This is a genomic window from Lactobacillus sp. C449L, from assembly GCF_059900815.1.
This window is the reverse complement of record NZ_JBWXGA010000002.1, coordinates 104467-128201: the sequence shown is the minus strand read 5'-3', so window position 1 is coordinate 128201 and position 23735 is coordinate 104467. Positions and strand designations below refer to the sequence as shown.

The 23735-nt window shown below is 37.2% G+C and carries 19 protein-coding genes; 18 read left to right on the top strand and 1 reads right to left on the bottom strand.

Annotation, left to right across the window (positions count from 1 at the left end):
• The first annotated feature begins 95 nt into the window (after positions 1-95).
• The 17 genes from metG (at position 96) to AC2JF9_RS03935 (ending at position 20624) form a co-directional block, all read left to right on the top strand.
• A complete protein-coding gene (gene metG / locus AC2JF9_RS04015; RefSeq protein ID WP_500725511.1) occupies positions 96-2072 on the top strand; it encodes a methionine--tRNA ligase in 1977 nt (658 codons plus the stop codon).
• A complete protein-coding gene (locus tag AC2JF9_RS04010) occupies positions 2072-2839 on the top strand; it encodes a TatD family hydrolase (protein WP_500725510.1) in 768 nt (255 codons plus the stop codon). Before metG ends, AC2JF9_RS04010 begins: the two co-directional genes overlap by 1 nt.
• Positions 2826-3404 carry a ribonuclease M5 gene (gene rnmV, locus AC2JF9_RS04005; RefSeq protein WP_500725509.1) on the top strand — a complete coding sequence of 193 codons (579 nt, stop codon included), beginning with the start codon at positions 2826-2828 and terminating at the stop codon, positions 3402-3404. The genes AC2JF9_RS04010 and rnmV overlap by 14 nt, the downstream gene beginning before the upstream one ends.
• The gene (rsmA, locus tag AC2JF9_RS04000; RefSeq protein WP_500725508.1) at positions 3391-4281 is read left to right on the top strand and encodes a 16S rRNA (adenine(1518)-N(6)/adenine(1519)-N(6))-dimethyltransferase RsmA; all 891 of its coding nucleotides are present in this window, start codon (positions 3391-3393) and stop codon (positions 4279-4281) included. The genes rnmV and rsmA overlap by 14 nt, the downstream gene beginning before the upstream one ends.
• A gap of 85 nt (positions 4282-4366) precedes the next feature.
• A complete protein-coding gene (locus tag AC2JF9_RS03995; RefSeq protein WP_500725507.1) occupies positions 4367-4612 on the top strand; it encodes a Veg family protein in 246 nt (81 codons plus the stop codon).
• Positions 4613-4737: 125 nt separating this feature from the next.
• Positions 4738-5568 carry a pur operon repressor gene (gene purR, locus AC2JF9_RS03990; RefSeq protein ID WP_500725506.1) on the top strand — a complete coding sequence of 277 codons (831 nt, stop codon included), beginning with the start codon at positions 4738-4740 and terminating at the stop codon, positions 5566-5568.
• A gap of 58 nt (positions 5569-5626) precedes the next feature.
• On the top strand, positions 5627-7012 hold the full coding sequence (glmU, locus tag AC2JF9_RS03985; RefSeq protein ID WP_500725505.1) for a bifunctional UDP-N-acetylglucosamine diphosphorylase/glucosamine-1-phosphate N-acetyltransferase GlmU: 1386 nt from the start codon (positions 5627-5629) through the stop codon (positions 7010-7012).
• Between the two features lie 157 nt (positions 7013-7169).
• Positions 7170-8717: an SLAP domain-containing protein gene (locus tag AC2JF9_RS03980; protein ID WP_500725504.1), complete on the top strand. Its 1548-nt coding sequence runs from the start codon at positions 7170-7172 to the stop codon at positions 8715-8717.
• A gap of 189 nt (positions 8718-8906) precedes the next feature.
• On the top strand, positions 8907-10004 hold the full coding sequence (locus AC2JF9_RS03975) for a DUF871 domain-containing protein (RefSeq protein WP_500725503.1): 1098 nt from the start codon (positions 8907-8909) through the stop codon (positions 10002-10004).
• Positions 10005-10147: 143 nt separating this feature from the next.
• The gene (locus AC2JF9_RS03970; protein WP_500725821.1) at positions 10148-11197 is read left to right on the top strand and encodes a DUF871 domain-containing protein; all 1050 of its coding nucleotides are present in this window, start codon (positions 10148-10150) and stop codon (positions 11195-11197) included.
• Positions 11198-11450: 253 nt separating this feature from the next.
• On the top strand, positions 11451-11933 hold the full coding sequence (locus tag AC2JF9_RS03965; RefSeq protein ID WP_500725502.1) for a cysteine hydrolase family protein: 483 nt from the start codon (positions 11451-11453) through the stop codon (positions 11931-11933).
• A gap of 208 nt (positions 11934-12141) precedes the next feature.
• The gene (locus AC2JF9_RS03960) at positions 12142-13008 is read left to right on the top strand and encodes a MurR/RpiR family transcriptional regulator (RefSeq protein ID WP_500725501.1); all 867 of its coding nucleotides are present in this window, start codon (positions 12142-12144) and stop codon (positions 13006-13008) included.
• A 132-nt stretch (positions 13009-13140) separates the two neighbouring features.
• A complete protein-coding gene (locus tag AC2JF9_RS03955; protein ID WP_500725500.1) occupies positions 13141-15141 on the top strand; it encodes a glucose PTS transporter subunit IIA in 2001 nt (666 codons plus the stop codon).
• A gap of 18 nt (positions 15142-15159) precedes the next feature.
• Positions 15160-16056, top strand: coding sequence for an N-acetylmuramic acid 6-phosphate etherase (gene murQ / locus AC2JF9_RS03950; RefSeq protein ID WP_500725499.1), 897 nt, complete (start codon positions 15160-15162; stop codon positions 16054-16056).
• Positions 16057-16292: 236 nt separating this feature from the next.
• On the top strand, positions 16293-17267 hold the full coding sequence (locus AC2JF9_RS03945; RefSeq protein WP_500725498.1) for a ribose-phosphate diphosphokinase: 975 nt from the start codon (positions 16293-16295) through the stop codon (positions 17265-17267).
• A 191-nt stretch (positions 17268-17458) separates the two neighbouring features.
• Positions 17459-19060, top strand: coding sequence for an ATP-binding cassette domain-containing protein (locus AC2JF9_RS03940; protein ID WP_500725497.1), 1602 nt, complete (start codon positions 17459-17461; stop codon positions 19058-19060).
• A complete protein-coding gene (locus AC2JF9_RS03935) occupies positions 19050-20624 on the top strand; it encodes an ATP-binding cassette domain-containing protein (RefSeq protein ID WP_500725496.1) in 1575 nt (524 codons plus the stop codon). Before AC2JF9_RS03940 ends, AC2JF9_RS03935 begins: the two co-directional genes overlap by 11 nt.
• Positions 20625-20795: 171 nt before the next feature.
• Here AC2JF9_RS03935 and AC2JF9_RS03930 read toward each other — a convergent pair whose 3' ends face one another.
• Positions 20796-22157 carry an HD domain-containing protein gene (locus AC2JF9_RS03930; protein WP_500725495.1) on the bottom strand — a complete coding sequence of 454 codons (1362 nt, stop codon included), beginning with the start codon at positions 22155-22157 and terminating at the stop codon, positions 20796-20798.
• Between the two features lie 329 nt (positions 22158-22486).
• On the opposite strand from AC2JF9_RS03930, the gene arcA reads away from it, so the two are divergent.
• Entirely contained in the window at positions 22487-23731 is a 1245-nt protein-coding gene (gene arcA / locus AC2JF9_RS03925) for an arginine deiminase (RefSeq protein WP_500725494.1), read from the top strand.
• Positions 23732-23735: the final 4 nt, after the last annotated feature.

Genomic DNA, 23735 nt, shown 5'->3' with positions numbered 1-23735 from the left:
AAATTATAAAAAAGAGAACTCCGTAAGGAATTCTCTTTTTTATTGATGTAGTATAATATAATGAAATTGAACCAATCCCAAGGAGAAAAATGAATATGGCTGATAAAAAAACTTTTTATATTACCACCCCAATCTACTACCCATCTGGCCGACTAACAATCGGTAATGCTTACACAACCATTGCGGCCGACGTAATGGCACGCTACAAACGGAGCCAGGGTTATGATACTTTCTTTCTTACAGGAACCGACGAGCACGGATTAAAAATTGAACAAAAAGCCGAAAAAGAAGGTATAAAGCCGCAGAAGTTTGTAGATAATATGGTTACTACCTACAAAAAGCTCTGGAAAAACCTTGATATCTCATATGATAAATTTATTCGGACAACTGATCAGCAACACGTTAAAGGTGTTCAGAAAATTTTTGAACAACTATTAAAACAAGGTGATATCTATCTTGGCGAATATATAGGTTGGTATTCTGTTGAAGATGAAGAATATTTTACTGAATCACAGTTAGATGAAGTATATCGCGATGATGATGGTAATGTGATTGGTGGAAAAGCGCCATCAGGCCATGAAGTTCAACTAGTCAAGGAACCTTCGTATTTCTTCAAAATGAGTAAGTATGCTGACCGTCTTTACCAATATTATCAAGATCATCCTGATTTTATTTTGCCTCATTCTAGAGAAAAAGAGATGGTCAATAACTTCATTAAGCCTGGGCTTGAAGATCTTTCGGTAACGCGCACAACGGTTTCTTGGGGCATTCCAGTACCAAGTGATCCTAAACATGTTGTTTATGTTTGGATTGATGCATTATCTAATTATATTACGGCACTTGGCTATGGCTCAGCTGATGATTCATTATTTAAAAAATACTGGCCAGCTGATGTTCACTTAGTTGGTAAAGAAATCGTCCGCTTTCACACGATTTATTGGCCAATTATGTTGATGGCACTAGACCTTCCTTTGCCAAAGCATATCATTGGTCATGGCTGGGTTCTAATGAAAGACGGTAAGATGTCCAAGTCAAAGGGTAATGCAGTTTATCCTGAGTCAATTACTAGCCGCTACGGTGTGGACGCATTGCGCTATTACTTAATGCGCGCGTTACCATTTGGCTCAGATGGGGTTTTCACTCCGGAAGATTTTGTTGAACGAGTAAATTATGATTTGGCAAATGATCTTGGCAATCTACTTAACCGAACTGTTTCAATGATTAATCAATATCAAAATGGCGAAGTTGCTGCTGTTGCTTCTGAGCAAGATGACCTTGGCAAAGATTTGGCTAAAGTTGCTCGTGAATCTATTGCAGATTATCTCAGGGAAATGGATACGCTCCACTTTACCCAGGCTATTGATGATATTTGGAAATTTGTTAGTCGAGCCAATAAGTATATTGATGAGACTATGCCTTGGGCGTTAAACAAAAACGGTCAAACTGAAGACTTAGCTCGCGTAATGTCGAACTTGGCAGAAAGTTTGCGTATCATTGCGCTATTAATTGCACCAATTATGACGAGAACGCCAGTTGAAATGTATAAGCAACTTGGGCTTGACTGGAATAACGACATACAAAAGCAACTTGAGTTTGGTGCTTTTAATTGGGACGTTAAAGTTACTGAAGAACCAGAACCAATTTATCCGCGCTTAAAACCTGAAGAAGAAATCAAGTACATAAAAGATGAGATGGCCAAGGCTAAACCTAAAAAGCAATCGCGAAGCGAAAAAGGCCAAGATCAAGAAATTACGATTGATGACTTTGACAAGGTCAAAATTCAAGTTGGTAAGATTTTATCAGTTGAACCGGTACAAGGCTCAAGCAAGCTGTTACAGTTCCAATTAGACTTTGGTAACGGGGATGAACGCCAGATTTTGAGTGGTATTCGCAAGTATTACCCTAATGCTAGTGACCTTCTAGGTAAAAAAGTCTTGGCGGTAACTAATCTGAAGTCGCGCAAAATGCTTGGTCACATGAGTCAAGGCATGCTTTTATCAAGTGAAAAAGGCGGAGAAGTTAAGTTAGCAATCGTTGGTGATGAACACGAAATTGGGGCTGACTTGGGTTAATGCAGTTAATTGATAACCATACTCATTTACAAGACAAGCCTTTTCAAGGAAAAGAAGAATTTTACATAGATCGGGCTCAAAAACTGGGCGTAAACAAAATGATTTGTGTTGGCCAAGATGCTGATTTTAATAAACAGGCCATTGAACTCAGCCAACGTTTCGATCAAGTTTACGCTATGGTTGGCTATTGTCCAGATGTTGTTAAAAACTATAGTCAAAAAACCGAAGATTTATTGATTGAACAGCTCCAGATTCCAGGGGTAGTTGCGCTAGGGGAAATTGGTCTTGATTATTATTGGGACGAATCTCCACGTGCTTTGCAGCGTGAGATTTTTGCTCGGCAAATTGAAGTCGCGCATCATTTGAAAATGCCGGTAGACATTCATACTAGGGATGCTTTTTCAGATTGCTATGAAATTTTGAAAAATAGTAATCTGGAATATGGTGCCATTCTTCATAGCTTTAATGGTAGTGTTCAGTGGCTTGAAAAGTTTTTAGACCTAAATGTAAATTTTTCATATTCTGGTGTTGTTTCATTTACTAAAGCAACTGAAGTTCATGAAGCAGCCCAAAAGACACCAATGGATCGTCTGCTGGTTGAAACCGATGCACCGTTTTTAACTCCTAAGCCGTACCGTGGCAGGCAAAATGAACCTGGAAATGTTTATTACGTGGCGCAAGCAATTGCCGAGCTGAAAGGCACTTCACTTGAAGAGGTTGCTCAGGCAACTTATGCAAATACAATGAGGATATATGGTCTTAAATAAAAAACAATTCAACGCAGTTGTGGTTGTTGAAGGAAAAGATGATACAGTTCGCTTAAAACAGTTTTTTCCGGGTATCGAAACAATAGAAACAAACGGGTCCGATGTACCAAACTCAGTTTTAGCTGAATTAAAAGAACTAGCTCAAAAGCGTGAAATAATTGTTTTAACTGATCCTGATTTAAATGGTGAGCGCATTAGGCGATTAGTAACAGAAGCCGTTCCAGATGCGAAGCAGGCCTTTATTTCACGCAAGGAAGGTGAACCCAAAAAACATGGTCGTGGTAATTCTCTTGGAGTAGAGCATGCTTCAAAAGAGGCTTTAATACAGGCATTAAGTGATCTGCATGAGAGTCAAGCACCACTTAGTGACTTGACACTTGCTGCCTATCGTAATTTAGGTCTTTCTAGTGGAACAAGTTCACGTAAATTACGTGAGCAGGTTGGAATTAAGTTGCGTGTTGGTTACGGTAATGCAAAGCAGTTCTATAAGCGACTGCATACGTTTGGCATATCGCTTGCTCAACTTGAGCAAGCAGTCGAGGAGTCTAGAAATGAACAAAAATAATATTCCGATTGGCTCGGCGGTTAGAACTGAAGCAATTATCAATCAACATTTTGTTCGGGCTAAGAAGAACTTAGGACAAAACTTTTTGATTGATTTGGATGTTATTAGCAGAATTGTACAAGCAGCTGAAATCAAAGGCGATGATCAAGTAATTGAAATTGGCCCAGGAATTGGCTCATTAACTGAGCAGTTGCTATACGCCGGAGCAAAAGTTTTTGCATACGAAGTAGATGATTCGCTAGCGGATATCCTTCAAAGCGAGTTGCCGACTAAAATAGATGGCACTCCGCTTAATGAACGTTTCCAGCTATTGATGAAAGACATTTTAAAAGCTGATTTTCATGCTGATCTTGCCGGCTTTTTTGATTTAGAAAAGCCAATTAAAGTAGTGGCAAATTTACCTTATTATATTACTACTCCAATTATATTTTTCCTGAATCAGGCGGACTTGAATTTTGCGAGTTTAACGTTAATGATGCAGGAAGAAGTGGCTAAACGACTTGAAGCACAGCCGGGCAGTAAAGCTTACGGTCCGCTAACAATTGCAGTCCAAACGCAGATGCATGTCCAGGTTGCCCTTGAGGTAAAAAGCAATTCTTTTATTCCCCGTCCTAAAGTTGATTCTAGTGTAGTAGTGCTTAAACCTTTGACCATTAAGCCAGATGTTGGCAATGTTAAGCACTTTAATTGGGTAGTGAAGATGTGCTTTGGTCAAAGGAGAAAAACGCTAAATAACAACTTAAAGAATTTAATTTCTGATAAAAATGAACGGGAGCAAATGATTACTTCATTAGGAATTGACCCCCGAACTAGACCCGAACAATTGACAATTGATGAATTCATTAAAATCGCCCATGAAATTCCGGTTCAAAAATGATGAGAACAACCTTTGTTAGCTCTTAAAATGAATTGAAAAAATAATAGTATTGTGGTAAAATTAACAAGCAAAGGAGTTGTTATTAGTGCCGACATCTATTACTACCATTAAGCATAAATTAGATTCACATTTAGGGGACTCTTTGACTGTTGTTGCAAGAGCCGGACGTAAGAAAGTTACCAAAAGACGCGGGGTTTTAAAAGAGACTTTTCCAGCTGTTTTCGTGGTTGATTTAGACCAAGATCAAAACAACTTCAAGCATGTTTCATACAGCTACACGGATTTGTTAACCAAAAATATAACATTAAAATTTGATGATGCAGTTGAATAAACTGAATTAGAATTTAAACGAGTATACTTTTTTGGCATTAACATTTTGCACAATGTTAGTGCCTTTTTTTGTCGTTCAGTGTATAGTAGAAACTGGCAAAAAACAAACAATAGGGAGGAGATTTTATGAAACGTTCAGAGAGACTGGTTGATATGACCAAGTATTTAATGGAGCGGCCACACGACTTGATACCATTGCCTTTCTTTGCAAAGCGCTATGGAGCCGCTAAATCATCTATTTCTGAAGACTTAGCAATTTTAAAGCACACACTAGCTGACAATCAAGACGGTATCTTAGAAACCGTTGCAGGCGCTGCAGGTGGTGTTCGGTATGTCCCGTTCTGGGGGAAAAAACATGCTCAAAAATACTTAAATAGCCTAGCTAGTCGCATTGAAGATCCACAACGGATTTTGGCAGGTGGTTTTGTTTATCTTTCTGATATTCTTGGCAATGCTGAAGATTTGGGAAAAATTGGCAAACTAATTGCAACCCGCTACGCATATTCAAACATTGATGTTGTGATGACGATTGAAACAAAGGGCATTGCGTTAGCCCAAGCAGTTGCGCGGTACTTAAATGTGCCGTTCATTATTGCTCGCAAACGTTCAAAAGTAACAGAAGGGGCAACAGTTTCGGTTAATTACATCTCGTCTTCACTCGATCGCGTCTCAAAAATGGAACTGCCTACTAGAGTATTGAATGACAACTCGAATGTTTTACTAGTAGATGACTTTATGATGGCTGGGGGCACTTTGACCGGTATGCAGCAATTGGTAAAGGAATTTAACAGTAATATTGCAGGCGTTTGTGTTTTATGTGAAGCTGATTTTGACGACGTAAAACTGATCGAAGGACATCTTTCGTTAGTAAAAATTAAGCGAGTTGACGGCAAGAAGAAAGTGATTTTAGCCGAACCAGGCACAATTGTTGCTCACACTGATTTTCATCGCTTTTAGTATACAAAATGGTATACTGGGATGATATAAATTCATTAATTAAAAGAGGCTAAAAGTGATGAAAAAGTTTGTAGTTGTCCTTGCGGCAGGTAAAGGCACACGGATGAAATCTCAACTTTATAAGGTTTTGCATCAGGTGTGTGGAAAATCAATGGTTGAGCATGTTGTTGAAGCAGCACAAGCAATTGAACCTGACAAAATAGTGACAGTTGTTGGTAATGGTGCTGAGGAAGTTAAAAAAGTGCTGGCAGGCAAATCTGAGTTTGCGCTTCAAGCAAAGCAACTTGGTACTGGCGATGCAGTTTTAACCGCAGGCAAAGAATTAGCTGGAAAAGATGGAGCAACTTTAGTAATTACCGGTGATACGCCACTATTTACCAGCGAGACTTTTCAAAAATTATTTGATTATCATCAAAACAAGGGAAATGCTGCTACCGTTTTAACAGCTCAAGCACCTAATCCTTATGGTTATGGTCGTATTATCAGGGATGATCAAGACAATGTACTACGAATCGTTGAACAGAAGGACGGTACTCCTGAAGATCTAAAAGTTACAGAAATCAATACAGGTGTTTTCTGCTTTGATAATAAGCAGCTTTTTGAGGCTCTGACACATGTCAACAACCGAAATGCGCAAGGAGAATACTATTTAACCGATGTCTTAGAAATTTTGCGTAATGAAGGTCAGCGTATTGGTGCTTATAGAATGCGCGATTTCAGTGAGAGTATTGGTGTTAATGATCGAGTGGCTTTAGCGCAGGCTACTAAAATTATGCAAGAACGAATCAACAAAAAACACATGGAAAATGGTGTGACCTTTATTGACCCCGCAACTGCTTATATTGATGCGAATGTGAAAATTGGTTGCGATACAGTAATTGAAGGCAATGTTGTCATTAAAGGCAATTCAGTAATTGGTAGTGATTGCACAATTACGTCTGGCTCAAGAATTGATAATTCTAAAATTGGCAATCATGTAACCGTTACTTCCTCAACAATTGAAGATTCTAAAATGGATAACCATTCTGATGTTGGTCCTAATTCTCACCTACGTCCTAGATCTGTTATTAGACAGGGTGCTCATATTGGAAACTTTGTTGAAATCAAGGATGCTGAAATTGGTGAAAACTCAAAAGTTGGTCACTTGACTTATGTTGGTGATGCAACTTTAGGCAAGGATGTCAATGTTGGCTGTGGCACTATATTTGCTAATTATGATGGTGTTAAAAAAGACCGCACAATTGTGGGAAACCGTACTTTTATCGGCTCTGGAGCAACTCTAGTAGCCCCAGTTAAGATAGCTGATCATGCATTTATAGCCGCAGATTCAACGATTACAAAAGATGTAGAAGAGTTCGACATGGCAATAGCTCGCGGTCGGCAGGTTAATAAACCAAACTATTGGCAAAAACTGCCACTTTCTAAAGATTCGAATTGGGAATAAAAGAGCGCGGTAGTTACTGGTGAACGTCTTTTAATTAAGGACGATGACTTTCAGAAATAGTATTAAGAAAAAGTAAGCTCTTAATATCTTTGTTTATTAGAGCGTTTTTTAAGTATACAATATATTATAAAGAAGTATTTTAAAGTGAGGTAATTAAATGAAATTAAATCATAAGTTAATGATGGTATCGACTGCTGCACTTATTGGCGTTAGTCCAGTTTTGAGTGCAAGCCAGGCTGTATTAGTGCAAGCCGCTGATAAACCTGCAGCTAAGAAAAAAGCTTCAAAAAAGGGCACAATTAAATTAAGCCATAATGCATATGTTTATGATAAAGACGGCAAACGGTTGAAGACTTATATGGGTAGTGCCAAAAATACCAAGATTGGCAAAGGCGTTACTTTAAAGTACAAGGATAAAGTTACCATTGATGGTATAGACTATTATGACATTGGCAGCGGAGCTTTTGTTAAAGCAGCAAATGTTGGTTACGTTGACGGCAAAAAGGTTGGCAAGACAACAGCAACAGCTACAGCAAAAATTAAGCGCAATGCATATATTTATGATGCAAAAGGCAAAACTGAAAAGAAAAAGGTTAAGAAGGGTCAAAGTGTTACTGTTGACCAGTTAATTTACATCAATAAGAAGCTTTATTACAGAATTAGTGGTCAAGATAATCAATTTATCAAGGCAGCTAACGTTGGTAAAATTACTGGTGCAAAATTAAAGCCAATTAATGATCCAAACGATGACACTCCAAGTGATAATCAAAACGATCCAACCATGATTATCTTGAGCCATAATGCGTACATTTACGATGGTGAGGGTAATGCAACTAAGAAATTAATTGCAAAAGGTCAAAAAGTTCAAGTAGACAAGTTGCAATATATTGGAGATAAATTATATTATCGAATTAACGATAGCAATTATCCTGGTACTGATCAATGGGTTAAAAAGAGTAATGTTGGTGTGATTACAGGTAAGCAACTGAATCCATCAAATGCCAAACCAGATGATGACCAAAACACCACAATGGTAACTCTTGCTCGCGATGCTAAAGTTTATACCGATAAGGGAGTTGTTCAAGCAACTAAGACTTTTGCCAAGGGTCATACTGCACGTGTAAATGAACTACGCTACATCTGGGTTCAAGCAGAAAACAAAGCTGTTTTGTTCTACAAATTGCAAAGTGATAAAAATGGCTTTTTAAGAGAAGACGACATTAGCATTGTTAGTGGACATAAGTTGACGCCGATTAACACACCAGAAGCTGCTAAAAACGAAACAACTAATGCTTCGGCAACTGACAAGAAGGCACTGCAAGATGCTCTGGCCCAAGACGCAACAGTCAAAGCAAGTGATGCATATAAGTTATCATCTAAGTCATTACGTGCTGCTTATGATTCTGCTGTAACAACTGGTACTCAAGTAAACACGGCCGCTTCAACGGTTGCTCAAGTTAATGACGCTTTGGGTAAGATTAATACTGCTAAGGCTGCACTTAATGGCAAAAAGGTAATAGTTTCAGATCTTAAAAACTTAACTATTGCTGAAGCTGATCAAATCGTGCAACTGGCTGCAACTGCAAATGGTGTTGATAAAACTGCAGTTCAATTCAGTAATAACAATACCGTTTTGACGATTACTAGTGCAAATGGTTTCCAACAAACTTTAACTATTTCAGATTATGCAACTACTAATAAATAGTTTGCAGAATGAAAAAAGACGGCATTTTAAATGCCGTCTTTTTATGAATATCGCTTAAAGAACGTTAAATTGTGAGAGAATAATTGCTTTCCTAGTAGCGAAATAATTACTATTTTTAAAATAGTTCTTCATTGCATCAAATAAAATAGATCCAAATAAATTAGATAAGGTTTAAGGAGCAATAATCATATGAAACAGTTAGGTATTTCACTTTATCCTGAACAAAGTACCTTTGAGCAAGATAAAAAATATATGGATTTGTCCCATAAATATGGCTATACGCGCATTTTTACATCACTTTTACAATTAAAAAGTGCTGATGGCGAAGACTTATTGGCAAAGTTAAAAAAAGATATTGAATATGCTAATAAACTAGGCTTTACCACCGTAGTTGATATAAATCCCGGCTTATTTAAGGAGTTAAATATCAAGTACAATAATTTGGCCTTCTTTCATGACTTAGGGGTTTGGGGGCTGCGTCTAGATGAAGGCTTCAGTGGCATGGAAGAAGCTGCAATGACTCATAATCCATACGGTTTAAAGATTGAGTTAAACATGAGTCGTGGCACGAATTATCTTGACAGTATTATGTCTTATGATCCGGAACCGGATAACTTAGTTGGCTGTCACAACTTCTATCCCCAGGAATATACTGGGTTAAGTGAAGATATTTTTATGGACTACTCATTCAAGTACCGTGAATATGGTCTTCACACAGCAGCGTTTATTTCTTCGAAAAATGCGCAATTTGGCCCATGGCCGGTTCACGAAGGGCTTCCAACCATGGAGAATGACCGTTTAAGAAATATCTACAGTCAGGTTACGCACTTGCGTTTAACCAAAATGATTGATGACATTATTATCGGAAATGCTTTCGCAAGTGAAGAAGAACTAGCTGCAGCAGCTAAAGCATTTAATAGTACATTTCCAACCATGGGAATTAAATTCGAAAAAGATGTTTCTCAAATTGAACGAACAATTTGCTTGCAGGATGCACACCTGTATCGCGGAGATGCTTCTGAGTTTTTATTGCGAGACACTAAGACGCGTGTTGTATACGCTGAAGAAAAAATTCCAGCTCATAACAATGAGCCGATAACATTTGAAATTGGCGATATTGTTGTTGTTAACGAAAAGTATCCGCGATACAAAGGTGAACTACAAGTAGTACTGACACCGTTTAAAAATGATGGTCGAAGAAATTTAGTTGGTCATTTAAGTGATGATGACATGGATTTATTAGACTTAGTTGAACCGTGGAGTACTTTTAATCTTCGAGAAGATTAAGGCTGATTTTTAAGTTGAATAATCAAAAAAAGCCGTGAATTAATACGGCTTTTTTTTGATTAGGCACTTATTTTTGTCAATAACATAGTATAATAATATCTAGTAATTTTGTTCGATATAAAGAAAAGGGAGAAATGGAAAACATGTTAGGTTTTTCAATGTATCTTAACCACGATTTAACAGCAGATGATTATAATTATCTCTTGGCAATGCGTAATGCAGGTTTGACCACGGTTTTTACTTCTTTGCATATTCCTGAAGATGATACAAGTGTCGTTTTGAAAAGGCTAAGTGAATTAATTAAATGGTGTCAAAATCTGGAAACCAACGTAATTGCTGATGTTTCCCAAAAAGGACTTAAAGAACTCGGCATTTCAATCAATGATATGGATCAGATTAAGTCTTTAAACTTAACAGGATTGAGAATTGACGATGGAGTTGATGCTAATTTAATTGCAAAACTATCTAAAGAAATGACAATTGCCCTAAATGCAAGTACGATTAATGAAGATGAAATTAACGACTTACGGGTACATGGAGCAGATTTTAATCATCTTTTGGCATGGCATAATTATTACCCTCGTCCTGAAACTGGGCTTGATTCAGTTTGGTTTGAAGAAAAGAACAAGTGGCTTCATCAAATGAATTTACAAACCGTTGCCTTTGTGGCTGGAGACAGCAAACGTCGCGGTCCAATTAATGCTGGATTACCAACACTTGAAAAACAACGTAACGAAAATCCGCTGGCGGCAATGCTTGAATTAAAAAAACTAAGTTGCGACTGTATTTTTATTGGGGATGCAGCTTTGAAATCGTCCACGGTTATTAGTTTTACCAATTATGTGAAAACAGATTCGGTAACGTTGCATATCGATGATGACCTACCAGATTTATTTGAGCATGAATGGCATAATCGTCCCGATGTTGCTCGCGATGTTGTTCGTCTGACAGAAGGACGGGTTCGTCAGCTATTTGATACTGAACCACAGGAAGAAATCATGCCACGGCCAAAGGGAACAATTACCTGTGATAATCGTCGATACTTACGCTATCAAAGCGAATTACAAATTACTAGATGCGATCTACCGGCTGATGATCGAATCAATGTTTTGGCAAGGGTGGTCCCTGCCGACTTACCTTTATTGGATTATATTGAAGCTGGTCAAAGGATAATTTTTCAAACAGAGTATTAGCTAAAAACATCTGAGCTAATAAGGTGAAATTTAAATAGTATTTATTGCTGGAATAATAATGACTATTACCTTTTTGTAACAAATTTTCATTTTTTGTAATAATGATTATATTGAAAGTTCCTGCTAACGCGTTATAATGAAAGCAGATACAGAAATAGTAGATTGATTAAGTAATCAGCCAATTAACTGTATCTCTATATAATATATTAAGAGTTATTAGTTTATATACTATTCATCATGCGAGAGGATAACCATGCCAGCAGATAATTTGCTACTTGTTGTTGACGTTCAAGAACAGCCCATGCGATTTTTAGGAGGAAAATCAGGTCTTTCTAGACGGATTAACCAAATTAATCGTATTATCAAAACTTTTGAAGAAAGTAATGAGCCGATTTTTTATATTAAACAGGAAAATCATGGAGATTTATCTGCAAAACTCAAAATTGTAGATGCAGCGCCTGTTTTTACCAAAAAAGAAGATAATGCGTTTAAAGAATCAAATTTGGCTCAAAAGATTCATCAGATGAAACCTGAGAATATTTTTGTTGTTGGTTTGATGAGTCAGAATTGCCTTAAAGCCACGGTTCAAAGTGCAATTGATGAGAAGTATTCAATTACATTTATTTCATATACTCATGATTCTATTTTGAAGCCAATACGTGAGCACTCTAACCACATAGTAACTAGGCTGGGCGCTCATCGATTAAATACGGATGAGTTTTTATTAGTAAAATAAAAAATTCTCAACGGCTAAAAGCACTTTGAATGTGCTTTTAGCTTTTTTTGTCAATTTATGAAAAAAATTATCACTTAAATAAAAAATATGTTGAAAAAATATTTCAATAATATATAATGAAAGCGTAAACAAAGGAGGGTGAAAAAGTTAATGAAATTTTCTAGCCTAAGGTATTATGCTAGAAAATAAAAGGTAATGGAGTATAAAAATGAATTTTAAGAGCCGTGTCGAGGCAGCCAGAAAATATTTGACCACTTCAGAAAAAAAAATTGCTGATTATATTTTAAGCAATCCCCAAAAAGCTGTCCAAATGGGAATTAACAATTTAGCGGAAGCTTCAAAAACTAGTGCTGCAACTGTTTCTCGGCTAGTCAAAAGTTTACAAATTGATTCGTATACGACTATGAAAGTAATGCTTTCGCGTGATTTAGCTGCTCAAGAAGAAAGTGATACGAAAGATACACAGCTTGATATTAATGCTAATGAGTCATTTGAATCGATTAGTAATAAGTTGATCAAAAATGAGATAGAAAATCTTAGTCAAACTCAGAATTTACTTAATAAAAAAGTTTGTGAAGAAGTTGTTACGAAACTAATAGAAACAAATCATATTTATGTATTTGGTCTTGGAGCTTCGTCGCTAGCCGCCAAAGACATTTATCAGAAATGGACTAGAATTGGTTGCAATGTCACGTGTGAAGAAGATTTCCATGTTTTACTAACACAAATTGCCAGTGCAACTGCAAAAAGTACCTTGTGGCTGATTTCTAATTCCGGCGAAACGCCAGAATGTTTATATTTGGCTAACTATGCTAAGCAGCATCATTTATTTGTAATTACCTTAACGATGTTTGGTCAAAATAGTTTACTGAAAATAGCTGACTTAGCGTTAACCACATGCAAGCCAATTGAGCCTGATGTCAGAGTGGGAGCAACTAACTCAATCGCTGGACAGTTTTATGTTATTAATGTGATTTTTTATTTATATTTTAGTCATGATTTTCAAAACAGTGCTAAGGCAGTTGAAAAATCACGTGATTTAATCAAGCTTTATCAACAAAAATGGTTGAAATAGCAAATTTTATTAATATTGGTATAAGCTAGGTTTATTGAGTAAACCGCTTAAAAATAAGCAAGTTTATATAATAGTTGAAAATTGGTATATTTAATTATATAATAATTTTGTTTTCAAATTTAGGAGGAAGAAATGAGTACAGATAAATATGCTGAGATGGCTAAAGAAATATACAGCCAGATTGGCGGAATATCAAACGTTCAGTCACTTTATCACTGTATGACCCGATTACGGATCATCGTTAGAGATAGTAGCAAGGTTAGCATTGCAGGACTGAAAAAAATTGATGGTGTTTTGGGCGTCGTTGAAGGCGATACCCTAGAAATTGTTGTCGGTTCTGGTGTCAATGCAAAGGTTGCTCAAAAAATGGTTGATGCTGCTGGTGTTAAAGAAAGTGAACCATTTCCTGAAAACGCAGGTGAAGGCTCTACTAGTTCATATGAGCAGGATAAAAATGAAGTTATGCAAAAAGCAAACGAAGTCCACGCGGCTCAAAAAGCTAGCCAGAAGAATACTTGGTGGCGAGCAGCTTTACAGCATATTTCAGCTATTTTTATTCCTTTAATTCCCGCCTTTATTGGTGCTGGATTAATCTCTGGAGTTTCAGGCATCTTAAAGAATATGATGGCCGTCAAAATGGTGCCAGCAAGCTGGTCTTTAAGCTTGACTGTCCTAGGTGTGATTTCAAGTGGTTTATTTACTTTTCTTAATATTTACGTGGGAATAAATGCCGCTAAAGAATTTGGTGCAACACCTGGTTTAGGCGGAATAATAGGTGGAATTGTTTATTTACCAGGAGTAATTGCTCCGGTGACAATTCCCAACATTTTTGATGGACAACCTTTAGCAGCAGGTCAAGGCGGAATTATCGGTGTTCTGATTGGCGTTTGGCTATTGTCTTACGTTGAGAAGTTTTTCCACAAGCATATTGCTGATTCCATTGATATTATCTTTACGCCGTTCTTAACAGTGTTAATAATGGGTTTAGCAACGATTTTCTTAATTATGCCATTTGCTGGCTGGCTATCTAATTCACTTGTTGGTAGCATTAATTGGGTTTTGAAAGTCGGTGGACCAATAGCTGGCTTTATCTTAGGAACTGCATTTTTACCAATGGTAATGCTGGGCTTACACCAAATATTAACGCCAATTCACTTACAAATGATTCAGAAAATGGGTTATACTCCACTATTGCCTATTCTAGCAATGGCCGGTGGTGGTCAAGTCGGTACTGCAATTGCATTATGGGTAAAATGTCGTAAAAACAAGCAGTTAACTAAGTTGATCAAAGGAGCTTTACCTGTTGGTATTTTAGGTGTTGGTGAACCGTTAATTTATGGGGTTTCACTACCACTTGGTAGACCATTTATTACTGCTTGTCTTGGCGGTGGTGTCGGCGGTGCTGTTTTAGGTGCTTTTGGTAATGTTGGTTCTGTAGCTATTGGTACTTCTGGTGTTGCCCTAATTCCATTAATTGCAAATAACAAAGCGCTTATTTACTGTGTTGGACTACTATCCGCATACATTGGCGGTTTTATTTTAACTTACTTCTGGGGTGTGCCTAAGAGTGCAATGGTTGCGAAAAATGAAGATGGTTCTTTAATTGAAACGCCTGCTAGCGCTGATACAGTGCATACACCTGCTGAAACAAAAACAGTTGCAACTGAAAATATTACCGTGGATCTAGCAAGCCCAGTTAGTGGCCAATTTGAAGAATTGTCTGCAGTTCCTGATGATGTCTTTTCGCAAAAAATGGTCGGTGATGGTTTTGCGGTTGTTCCCGATAGCGAAACAATTGTTGCTCCAGCTGATGGCCGGATATTAACAATAATGGATACTAAGCATGCAATTACAATGGAAACTACGCAAGGATCGTTAGAAATTATTTTGCACTTTGGTATTGATACTGTTGATTTAAAAGGTGCCCCTTTTGAAATTAAAGTAGCAAGTGGACAGGATGTTAAACGCGGTGATATCATTGCTAAAATGGATGTAGCGGCAATTAAAAAGGCTGAAAAAGCAGCTGATGTCATGACTATTATTACAAATATGGATGATGTTGCTAAAATTTCCCCAGATGTTTCTGGAAAGATAGATGCTGGACAAACTGCGGTTACTGTAGTCACCAAATAAAAAGTATGAGTGAGATTAATGAAGATTAACAAATTAGTTACTGAAACCCGAAATCCAGCTACCAAACACATTGATACGATGTCGACACTTGAAATGGTTAAGACAATCAATCAAGAAGACCAAAAAGTAGCAAAAGCGGTTGGAACTCAGGCGCAAAAAATTGCACAAGCGATTGATGAGGCAGCCAAACTTTACGCCCAAGGAGGCCGGTTAATTTATGTTGGAGCAGGTACTAGTGGCAGATTGGGTGTGCTTGATGCAGCTGAATTAGTTCCAACTTATGGCATTAAACCTGAGCGTGCAGTTGGGCTGATTGCTGGTGGCAAGGAAGCAATGTATTGTGCTGTTGAAGGTGCCGAAGATTCTATTGATCTAGGTAAAAGCGATTTGCATAATCTAAATTTAACCCCGCAAGACACAGTTTTAGGACTAGCTGCAAGTGGCAGGACTCCGTATGTAATTGGCTGTCTTGATTATGCTAAAAGCGTTGGTGCATATACCGTTTCGATTGCATGTGTTCCAAATTCAGAAATTGGACTTCATGCACAGACTGCTATTGAAGCTGTAGTTGGTCCTGAGGTAATTACGGGATCAACCCGAATGAAAGCTGGTACTGCTCAAAAACTAATTTTAAATACAATTTCAACCGGCGTAATGATTAGACAGGGTAAGGTATATCAAAATGTGATGATTAATGTTCAACCAACTAATACCAAACTGGTTGATCGTGCTTGTCGCATTATCAGCACAACTACCGGAGCAAGCCTTGAAGAAGCAGCAAAGACTTTGAAGGAAACTGATAACGAAGTTGGATTGGCAATTGTAATGATTAAAACTGGCAAAAATAAAGCTGAGGCTAGTCAGCTTTTAGCTGATCACCACGGCAACGTTGGTCAAGTTTTACAAGAAAATTAAACTAAGAAGTCCTGAATTGTTTGTTCAGGGCTTTTTATTATCAATTGTTAGTATTGTTCAGAAATTAAAATACGCTGTAAATTAATTTGAAAAGAAGACCACTTGAAATTTAATATTTAGTACCAAAGGCTTGAATGTAGCTTAGGAAAGTTGAATAATAAATGATAAGTAATAACTTTTTTTGGCAACTTTTGGTAAAATAATAAGTTGTAGACAAATATAATACGGAGGAAATTATGTCTTATAAAGACAATATGATGTTGTTTGCCCTTAATTCGAATGTACCGTTAGCTGAGAAAATTGCTGATCGTGTTGGTATTCCACTCAGTGAATCTAGTGTTCAACGATTTAGTGATGGTGAAATTCAAATTAATATTGACGAATCAGTTCGTGGCAAAGATGTGTATTTGATTCAATCATTGAGTGTTCCAGTAAATGATAATTTGATGGAGCTTTTGATTATGATTGATGCAGTTCGTCGAGCAAGTGCGCAGACGATTAACATTGTGATTCCGTATTACGGATATGCTCGTCAGGACCGTAAAACCCGTCCACGTGAACCAATCACTGCAAAATTAGTTGCAGATATGCTTCAAGAAGCCGGTGCAACCAGAGTCTTGTCATTAGACTTGCATGCTCCGCAAATTCAAGGCTTTTTCGACATTCCGGTTGATAACTTAATGGGCGCACCATTATTGGCTGATTACTTCCTGTGTAAGAGCTTGGAAAAAGATGCAGTGGTTGTGTCACCTGATCATGGTGGTGTTACTCGTGCACGTAAACTGGCTGAATTTTTAGGTACGTCAATTGCAATTGTCGACAAACGTCGTCCGCGGGCAAATGTTGCAGAAGTTATGAACATTATTGGTGATGTTAAAGGTAAGCGAGCAATTATTATTGATGACATGATTGATACTGCTGGTACAATCACTTTAGCTGCGCAGGCGCTAATCGATGCGGGTGCTACTGAAGTATATGCTAGTGCGACTCACGCGGTGTTATCTGGACCTGCTGTACAGCGATTAAACGATTCGCCGATTAAAAATCTTGTTTTAACTGATTCAATTAACCAGCCAGATGAAAAGAAACTAGACAAAACGTTGCTTGTCTCCGTTGGTCCTCTTATAGGGGATGCAATTAAGTGCATTCAAAAGAATGAACCACTTAGTCCATTGTTTAATACAAGATACCAAGAAAATAAACATAAATAAAAATATGAAAAATCCACGCTTGAACGTGGATTTTTTAGTTCAAGATAAACCTGCTCTATTTTAAAGCAGGTTTTTTTGTGTCCTAAAATCGGCCACTTAGTTATATGAAATGACCGCTTACTCAAAGTCTATTGTATTTGAAAAAGACTAGAGTTTAATAAAAGAAAACAAAAAGAGAGAGGATGAGCACAATGTCCCTAAAGGACCTTCTTAAATCAAATATACCTCGAGCCATAATAATGATGATGGTTTACGTAATCGCTGCAATTGCGGATACGCTAAATAATTATTTATTAAAATATGCAACTGATAACTTGACTAAAGGAAACTGGAATAGAGCAGTTCTTTGGCTGTTAATTATAACGGGTGTGGGATTACTTTCTTTTTTCTTATCGCCCTTAGCCACTTATCTATTCAATACACAAATACAAAAATACTTGCATCAAATACGAGCTCGCATAATGAAGCAATACTACGAACAAGGAACTGAGCAAATAACAGAAATAGAAAATCAGTTAGTAAATAATTTAAAGGTTTTAACTGATAATTATGCCAATCCCTGGATTAACATTTGGAGTATGCTTTTAAAGGTTTTAATGGCTATTACCGCAATGTTTACGATGCACTGGTCTCTTGTGACTGCAACATTTTTGGTAACAGTAGTTGTATTGATTTTACCCCAAATACTGTCCAAAAAGTTATCCGAATCCTCTGCACAAGCTGCTGAAAAGAATTCGATTTTACTAAATACAATTGCTAATTGGTTCTCAGGTTTAAGCGAATTGCGTCGATATCATGCTAAAGAAAATCTAAAGCAGGCAATCAATCAAAGCAGTCAAGAGCTAGCTAATGCTAACATTCGGCAAAAAAAGCTAGAAGGCACTTCAGAAATTATTAATGGCATCGGTAATGCTATTGGTCAAATAGGAATTGGCCTTTGGGGCGCAGTTTTATTTTTTAATCATCAGGTGACGATTGGCGACTGGCTAGTAAGTGCTAGTTTTTCATCGGTCATTTTTAATGGCCTTTGGGAAGTTATTAGCGCAATGACTAAGATTAAGTCTACTCAAAAACTGCGGAATCAAATAGCAAAATCAGCTGAAATTATTGCAGATAAACCTAAAAGTATTCCTGTTAGTGGAATTCAAAGCCATAATTTAAGGATTAAATATCCTCATGGTGAAACTATCGTTTATCCTGATTTTGAAATCCGAAAAGGCGAAAAGGTTCTTTTGACTGGAGATTCAGGAACTGGAAAATCAACTTTGTTCAAAGTTTTACTAGGTCAGATTGAACCTACATGTGGAGAGGTGCTGTATACAAATGACAAGGGCCAGGTGGTTAAGCCGAGTGAAGCCCACGTTGGTTACATAGCTCAAGATGCAAGCCTTTTTCCCGATACCATTGCTAATAATATTATGATGTTCAATCAGCAGCTGAAAAGCAAAATTGGTGACATTATTCAAAAAGTGCAGTTAGCACCGGATTTGGCCAAGTTGCCAGCTCATGCCGACACTTTAATTGACTTAGACCAAAATAACTTATCTGGTGGACAAAAACAAAAAGTTTTTCTGGCACGGGCGGAAATTCATGATGACGAGTTTCTTTTACTTGATGAAGCCACTAGTGCAATTGACAGGGAAGGTGTCAAGCAAATTATCAATGAGCTGCTAAAGACAGAAGCGACGATTCTGCTAATTGCGCATAATTTTAGTCCTGATTTAAAGGCAAAATTTGACAAGCAAATCCATTTGACTACGAATATCAAGAAAGGAAAAGAAAATGACAATTAGCGATTTTTTCAAAATTAATCCAATAAGATTTATCTGGTTAATGATTAATAATATTACCTTTTATGTATTAATGATTGTCGCTACTCAGCTAATCATTGTTATTACAACAGCAATAAAAAGCTATGATCTGAGAACATGTTTTACAACCATGGCAATAGATTTTCTAGTTATTTTGTTTGACTATTTTTTACAAGGACTAAATGACTATCTGGTATCTAAACAAGAAGAACAATACAATATCATTTTACGTCAGCAAATTACGGATCATTTTTATGAAGATGGACTTGAACATTCTGTAGCAAAAGTCCAAAACCGTTTAACGAATGATTTAGTGCAAAATAAAGAAAATTATCTCGATGCGTTTTTAAACTTAACCGGTAGTATAGCTTTGCTTATATCTGTTTTAGTCTTACTGATTACTCTACATTGGAGTCTGTTATTAACAATTGCCATCATGACGTTTGTTTCTTTAGCAATACCTAAGTTAATTGAAAAACCTTTGCAAAAAGCATCAATGCAAATTTCAGATAGCAATCAACAATATCTAGACGACCTAAATAAATGGTTAAACGGAATTGATGAGATTAGACGCTACTTAGCAGGAGCAAAGCTATTTGCGGTAACCGATACAGCTGCTGAAAAATTAGAGAGTGCTAATATCAAGCAAATAGGGGTAATGCAATTTTTATCGAGCATTAATGGTCTAATATCCGTTGTCTTTTCTTTTATTTTGCTTTTTCTCTCAGGTTACTTAATCAAAAACGGCGAAGTGGCTTTTGGAGTGCTTGTTGCTAGTGGGAATTGCCAATACTATATGAGCGCCGCGATTCAAGAAATAGTTGGCGCTTACGGTCAGATGAAAGGCACAGAAAAGTTGAACGCTGAAATTGCAACAGCAAGCAGTATAGTTGAACATGCTCAATCTACTCAAGTTGAAACTCCTTTTGCTATTAGCACGCGCAACCTTAGCCTTAGGTTTCCCAATGGTGAAAGCCTATTTTTCCCAGATATTGATGTTCAACCAGGTGAAAAAATTTTGCTGACTGGTGATTCAGGTTCCGGTAAAACAACCCTATTCAAGATTATTCTGGGACAGATTAAGCCCAATACGGGGGAAGTTATTTTTAAGGATGAAAGTGATAAAGTGGTCAATCCCGACATGAGCCGGGTAGGATACATTCCGCAAGAGCCTGTTCTTTTCCCAGTCAGCATTGCTGATAATATGACAATGTTTAAGAAAAAGCTAAGGAACGCCTTGCCATCTTTAGTTAAGAAAGCCCAGTTTGCCGGTGATGTGGCAAAATTCGCTCAGGGACTCGACGAGCAGATAGATTTGAACAAGTTGAATATCTCCGGTGGTCAACGACAAAAAATCGTATTGGTGCGAGCGCTGGTACATCAAAGCGAGATAATTCTGATTGATGAAGGTACCAGCGCAATCGATCAAAAAGCTACAATGGAGATTTTGCGTCAGGTGATTTCAACACCTGCAACAGTAATATTCATTGCCCACAGTTTCAATGATCAGATGAAGCAGTTATTTGATAGGGAGATACAACTTTAGCTTAGTTGATTTTGTTGACAACCGGCTTTATATGTAAAAAATCACTTACCTGAAACTGGGAATGACAATTTATAAGTAATGAGTCAAATAGCTAATGATAATTTTTGGATTAAATGTGAAAGTCAAAGAAGTTATCATTAAAAAGCTGAACCTAAAATGGTTCAGCCTTTTTTATTTTCTTTTTGGTTTTCTTAGGTATCGCAATTGGCCGTTTTTAATATAGCGTTGGAATTGCTGATACAGCGGATCGAAAATTTGTGGTTCTTCATTGTTTGACATCATAATTTTAGGGAAAAAGAAACGCTCGTCACCTTGAATGGTTCCGTTGAGAGCACGAACAAGTGGGCTCAGCTGCGATAATTCAATTAACTGTCCATCAGATTGCATAATTTCAATTTGACTATTAGCGTTCTTTCCATTTGGTTTATATGCATCATAAGGTTCGTCAAAAGCCGAATTGGTCTCAGTATAATATTCTGGGTCAAAGCCGGCTTGCTTAATCAGATCAGTCAATTTGGGTAGTAAATTTTCGGTTTCTTCATCAATACAGACACTCTCTAAGGGTTTCCTGAATAAATAGCAGTTCGCAAGATCGGCTAAAATCGGATCACTTGCCTCTGTCCACATTAAGAAGTTTGATTCCATGACACCATCATCTAATTTAAGGTAGTCATCTAATGTCCAGCTACCAGCTAAGAAAGTAGCCAAGTTTGAAGTAACCTGGAGGTTTCCTTGCTGATAAACAAATTGAGCTCGTTCAAGCAAGTGCTGCAAGATAACCTCCATTGATCGACCAACACGATGAAAATAAACTTGCTGATACATTTGATAGCGGGACACAATATAGTCTTCAACAGCATGCATTCCTGCCATAGTGAAACAAATTCCGCCACTGTATGGTCTAATTTCTTGTAAAATCCTGGACAGATCGAATTCTCCGTACGTTACTCCTGTGAAATAAGCATCTCTTCTTAGATAATCCATGCGGTCAGCGTCTGCTTGACTGGAAATCATCTTAACTACTTGGGGATTAGGGTATGTCTTTGCAATTACGCTTGCAACTAGTTCAGGGAAATTTGGACCAACTTTACGCAGTGCATGATTGATTTCAGTGTTCGGATCAGTGATAATTCTCTGACCAAGTTTTTCATGATTCGTGCCAAAAAGATGTTCAAAAGTATGAGAGTATGGACCATGGCCAATATCATGAAGTAAGCCCGCACATTCAACCAGAAGCCGATTGTCATCGTTCCAGAGACCATCACCAGGAGTACGAGAAGGATATTTTTCAGCAAAAATATTACAAATTTCGCGTGTAAGTTCATAAACTCCTAGATTGTGTTCGAATCTAGTATGCGTGGCACCTGGAAAAACATAGGTAATCGGGCCAAGCTGTTTGATTCGTCGCAAACGCTGAAACTCTTTTGTTTCTATGATATCTAAAATCACTTGATCCTCGATATGGATATAATCGTGAACCGGATCGCGGAGCACAATTTCTTTGGCTAATTTTCTGCTTTGAAACTTAGACATATAAATTCCTCAAAGTTCTATTGTTGACTAAAATTAAAAACCTATTAGTTACTTAGATTATAACAAACTTACTTTTTTTAGGTTAGTTACATTACGGTCTTATTGTTTTACTTAATAATATAGTAATTTAACCAGCAATTTAGAAATAAATGATAAAAGCACTTTTTCAATGATTAGGGGTGCTTTTCGTTTGTCTGCTTTTATCCATTAGGATAAAAAAGTCTAGCAAAATTACCGTTTTGTCGATAAGTCGTTTTTGCAATAATGTAAACGTAAATTAGTGAAAGCGCTTTTTATTGATTTCAAGAATAAACAAAGGAGAAATACATATGGATAATCCGGCAATTAATGTTAATTCGGAAATCGGAAAATTAAAGACAGTTTTACTGAAGCGACCCGGTGCAGAAGTAGAAAATATTACGCCGAATACAATGGAACGTCTTTTATTTGATGACATTCCTTATCTAAAAATAGCTCAAAAAGAACATGACTATTTTGCTGAAACGCTTAGAAACAATGGTGTAGAAACTTTATATATTGATAACTTAGCTGTCGAAGCACTCTCTCAAGGCGAATCGATTAAAAACGAATTTCTTGAGCAGTATTTAGATGAGCATGGATACGGTTCGGGAACAACGCATGATGTTCTGCAAGAATACCTTAACAGTTTTGACATCAAGGACATGGTGTCAAAGCTATATAGTGGTGTGCGTAGAAATGAAGTTGCTCTTGATGTTAAAAACGAGTCGTTGCACGATTTAGCAGGCAGTGATGCAAATAATCCATTTTTGCTTGACCCATTGCCTAATGCCTACTTTACTAGAGATCCACAAGCGTCAATGGGTTCTGGAATTACAATCAATCATATGACTTTTGCGGCACGCCGTCCCGAATCACTTTTCACTGAATTTGTGATGAAATATCATCCTCGATTTGCTGGGAAAGTAGATATTTGGCGTAATCGTGATCACGATACAAGAATTGAAGGCGGAGATGAGCTGGTACTAAATGATCATGTTTTGGCTATCGGAGTATCGCAACGAACATCTTCTAAATCAGTTGAAGGTTTAGCCAGAGAATTATTTTCTAATAAAGATAGTAATTTTGATACCGTGATTGCAATTGAAATTCCACATAATCATGCAATGATGCATCTAGATACTGTTTTCACAATGGTTAACAAAGATCAATTTACTGTTTTTCCAGGAATTATGGATGAAGCTGGGAAAATGAATATTTTTGTATTAACCCCTGGGGAAAAAGGTGCAATTAACATGGAGCATCATACTGATTTAGAAGAAACACTTAAGTTAGTTTTGCACCTTTCTGAATTAGATTTGATTTTAACTGGAAATGGTGATGATATTGTCGCTCCGCGTGAACAATGGAACGATGGCTCAAATACTTTAACAATTGCTCCGGGCGAAGTCGTAACTTACAACCGAAACTATATTAGTAACGAAATCTTGAGAAAGCATGACATCTTGGTGCATGAAATTATCTCAAGTGAATTATCACGTGGACGGGGTGGACCTCGATGCATGTCACAACCATTATGGCGAGAAGATTTATAAGTCA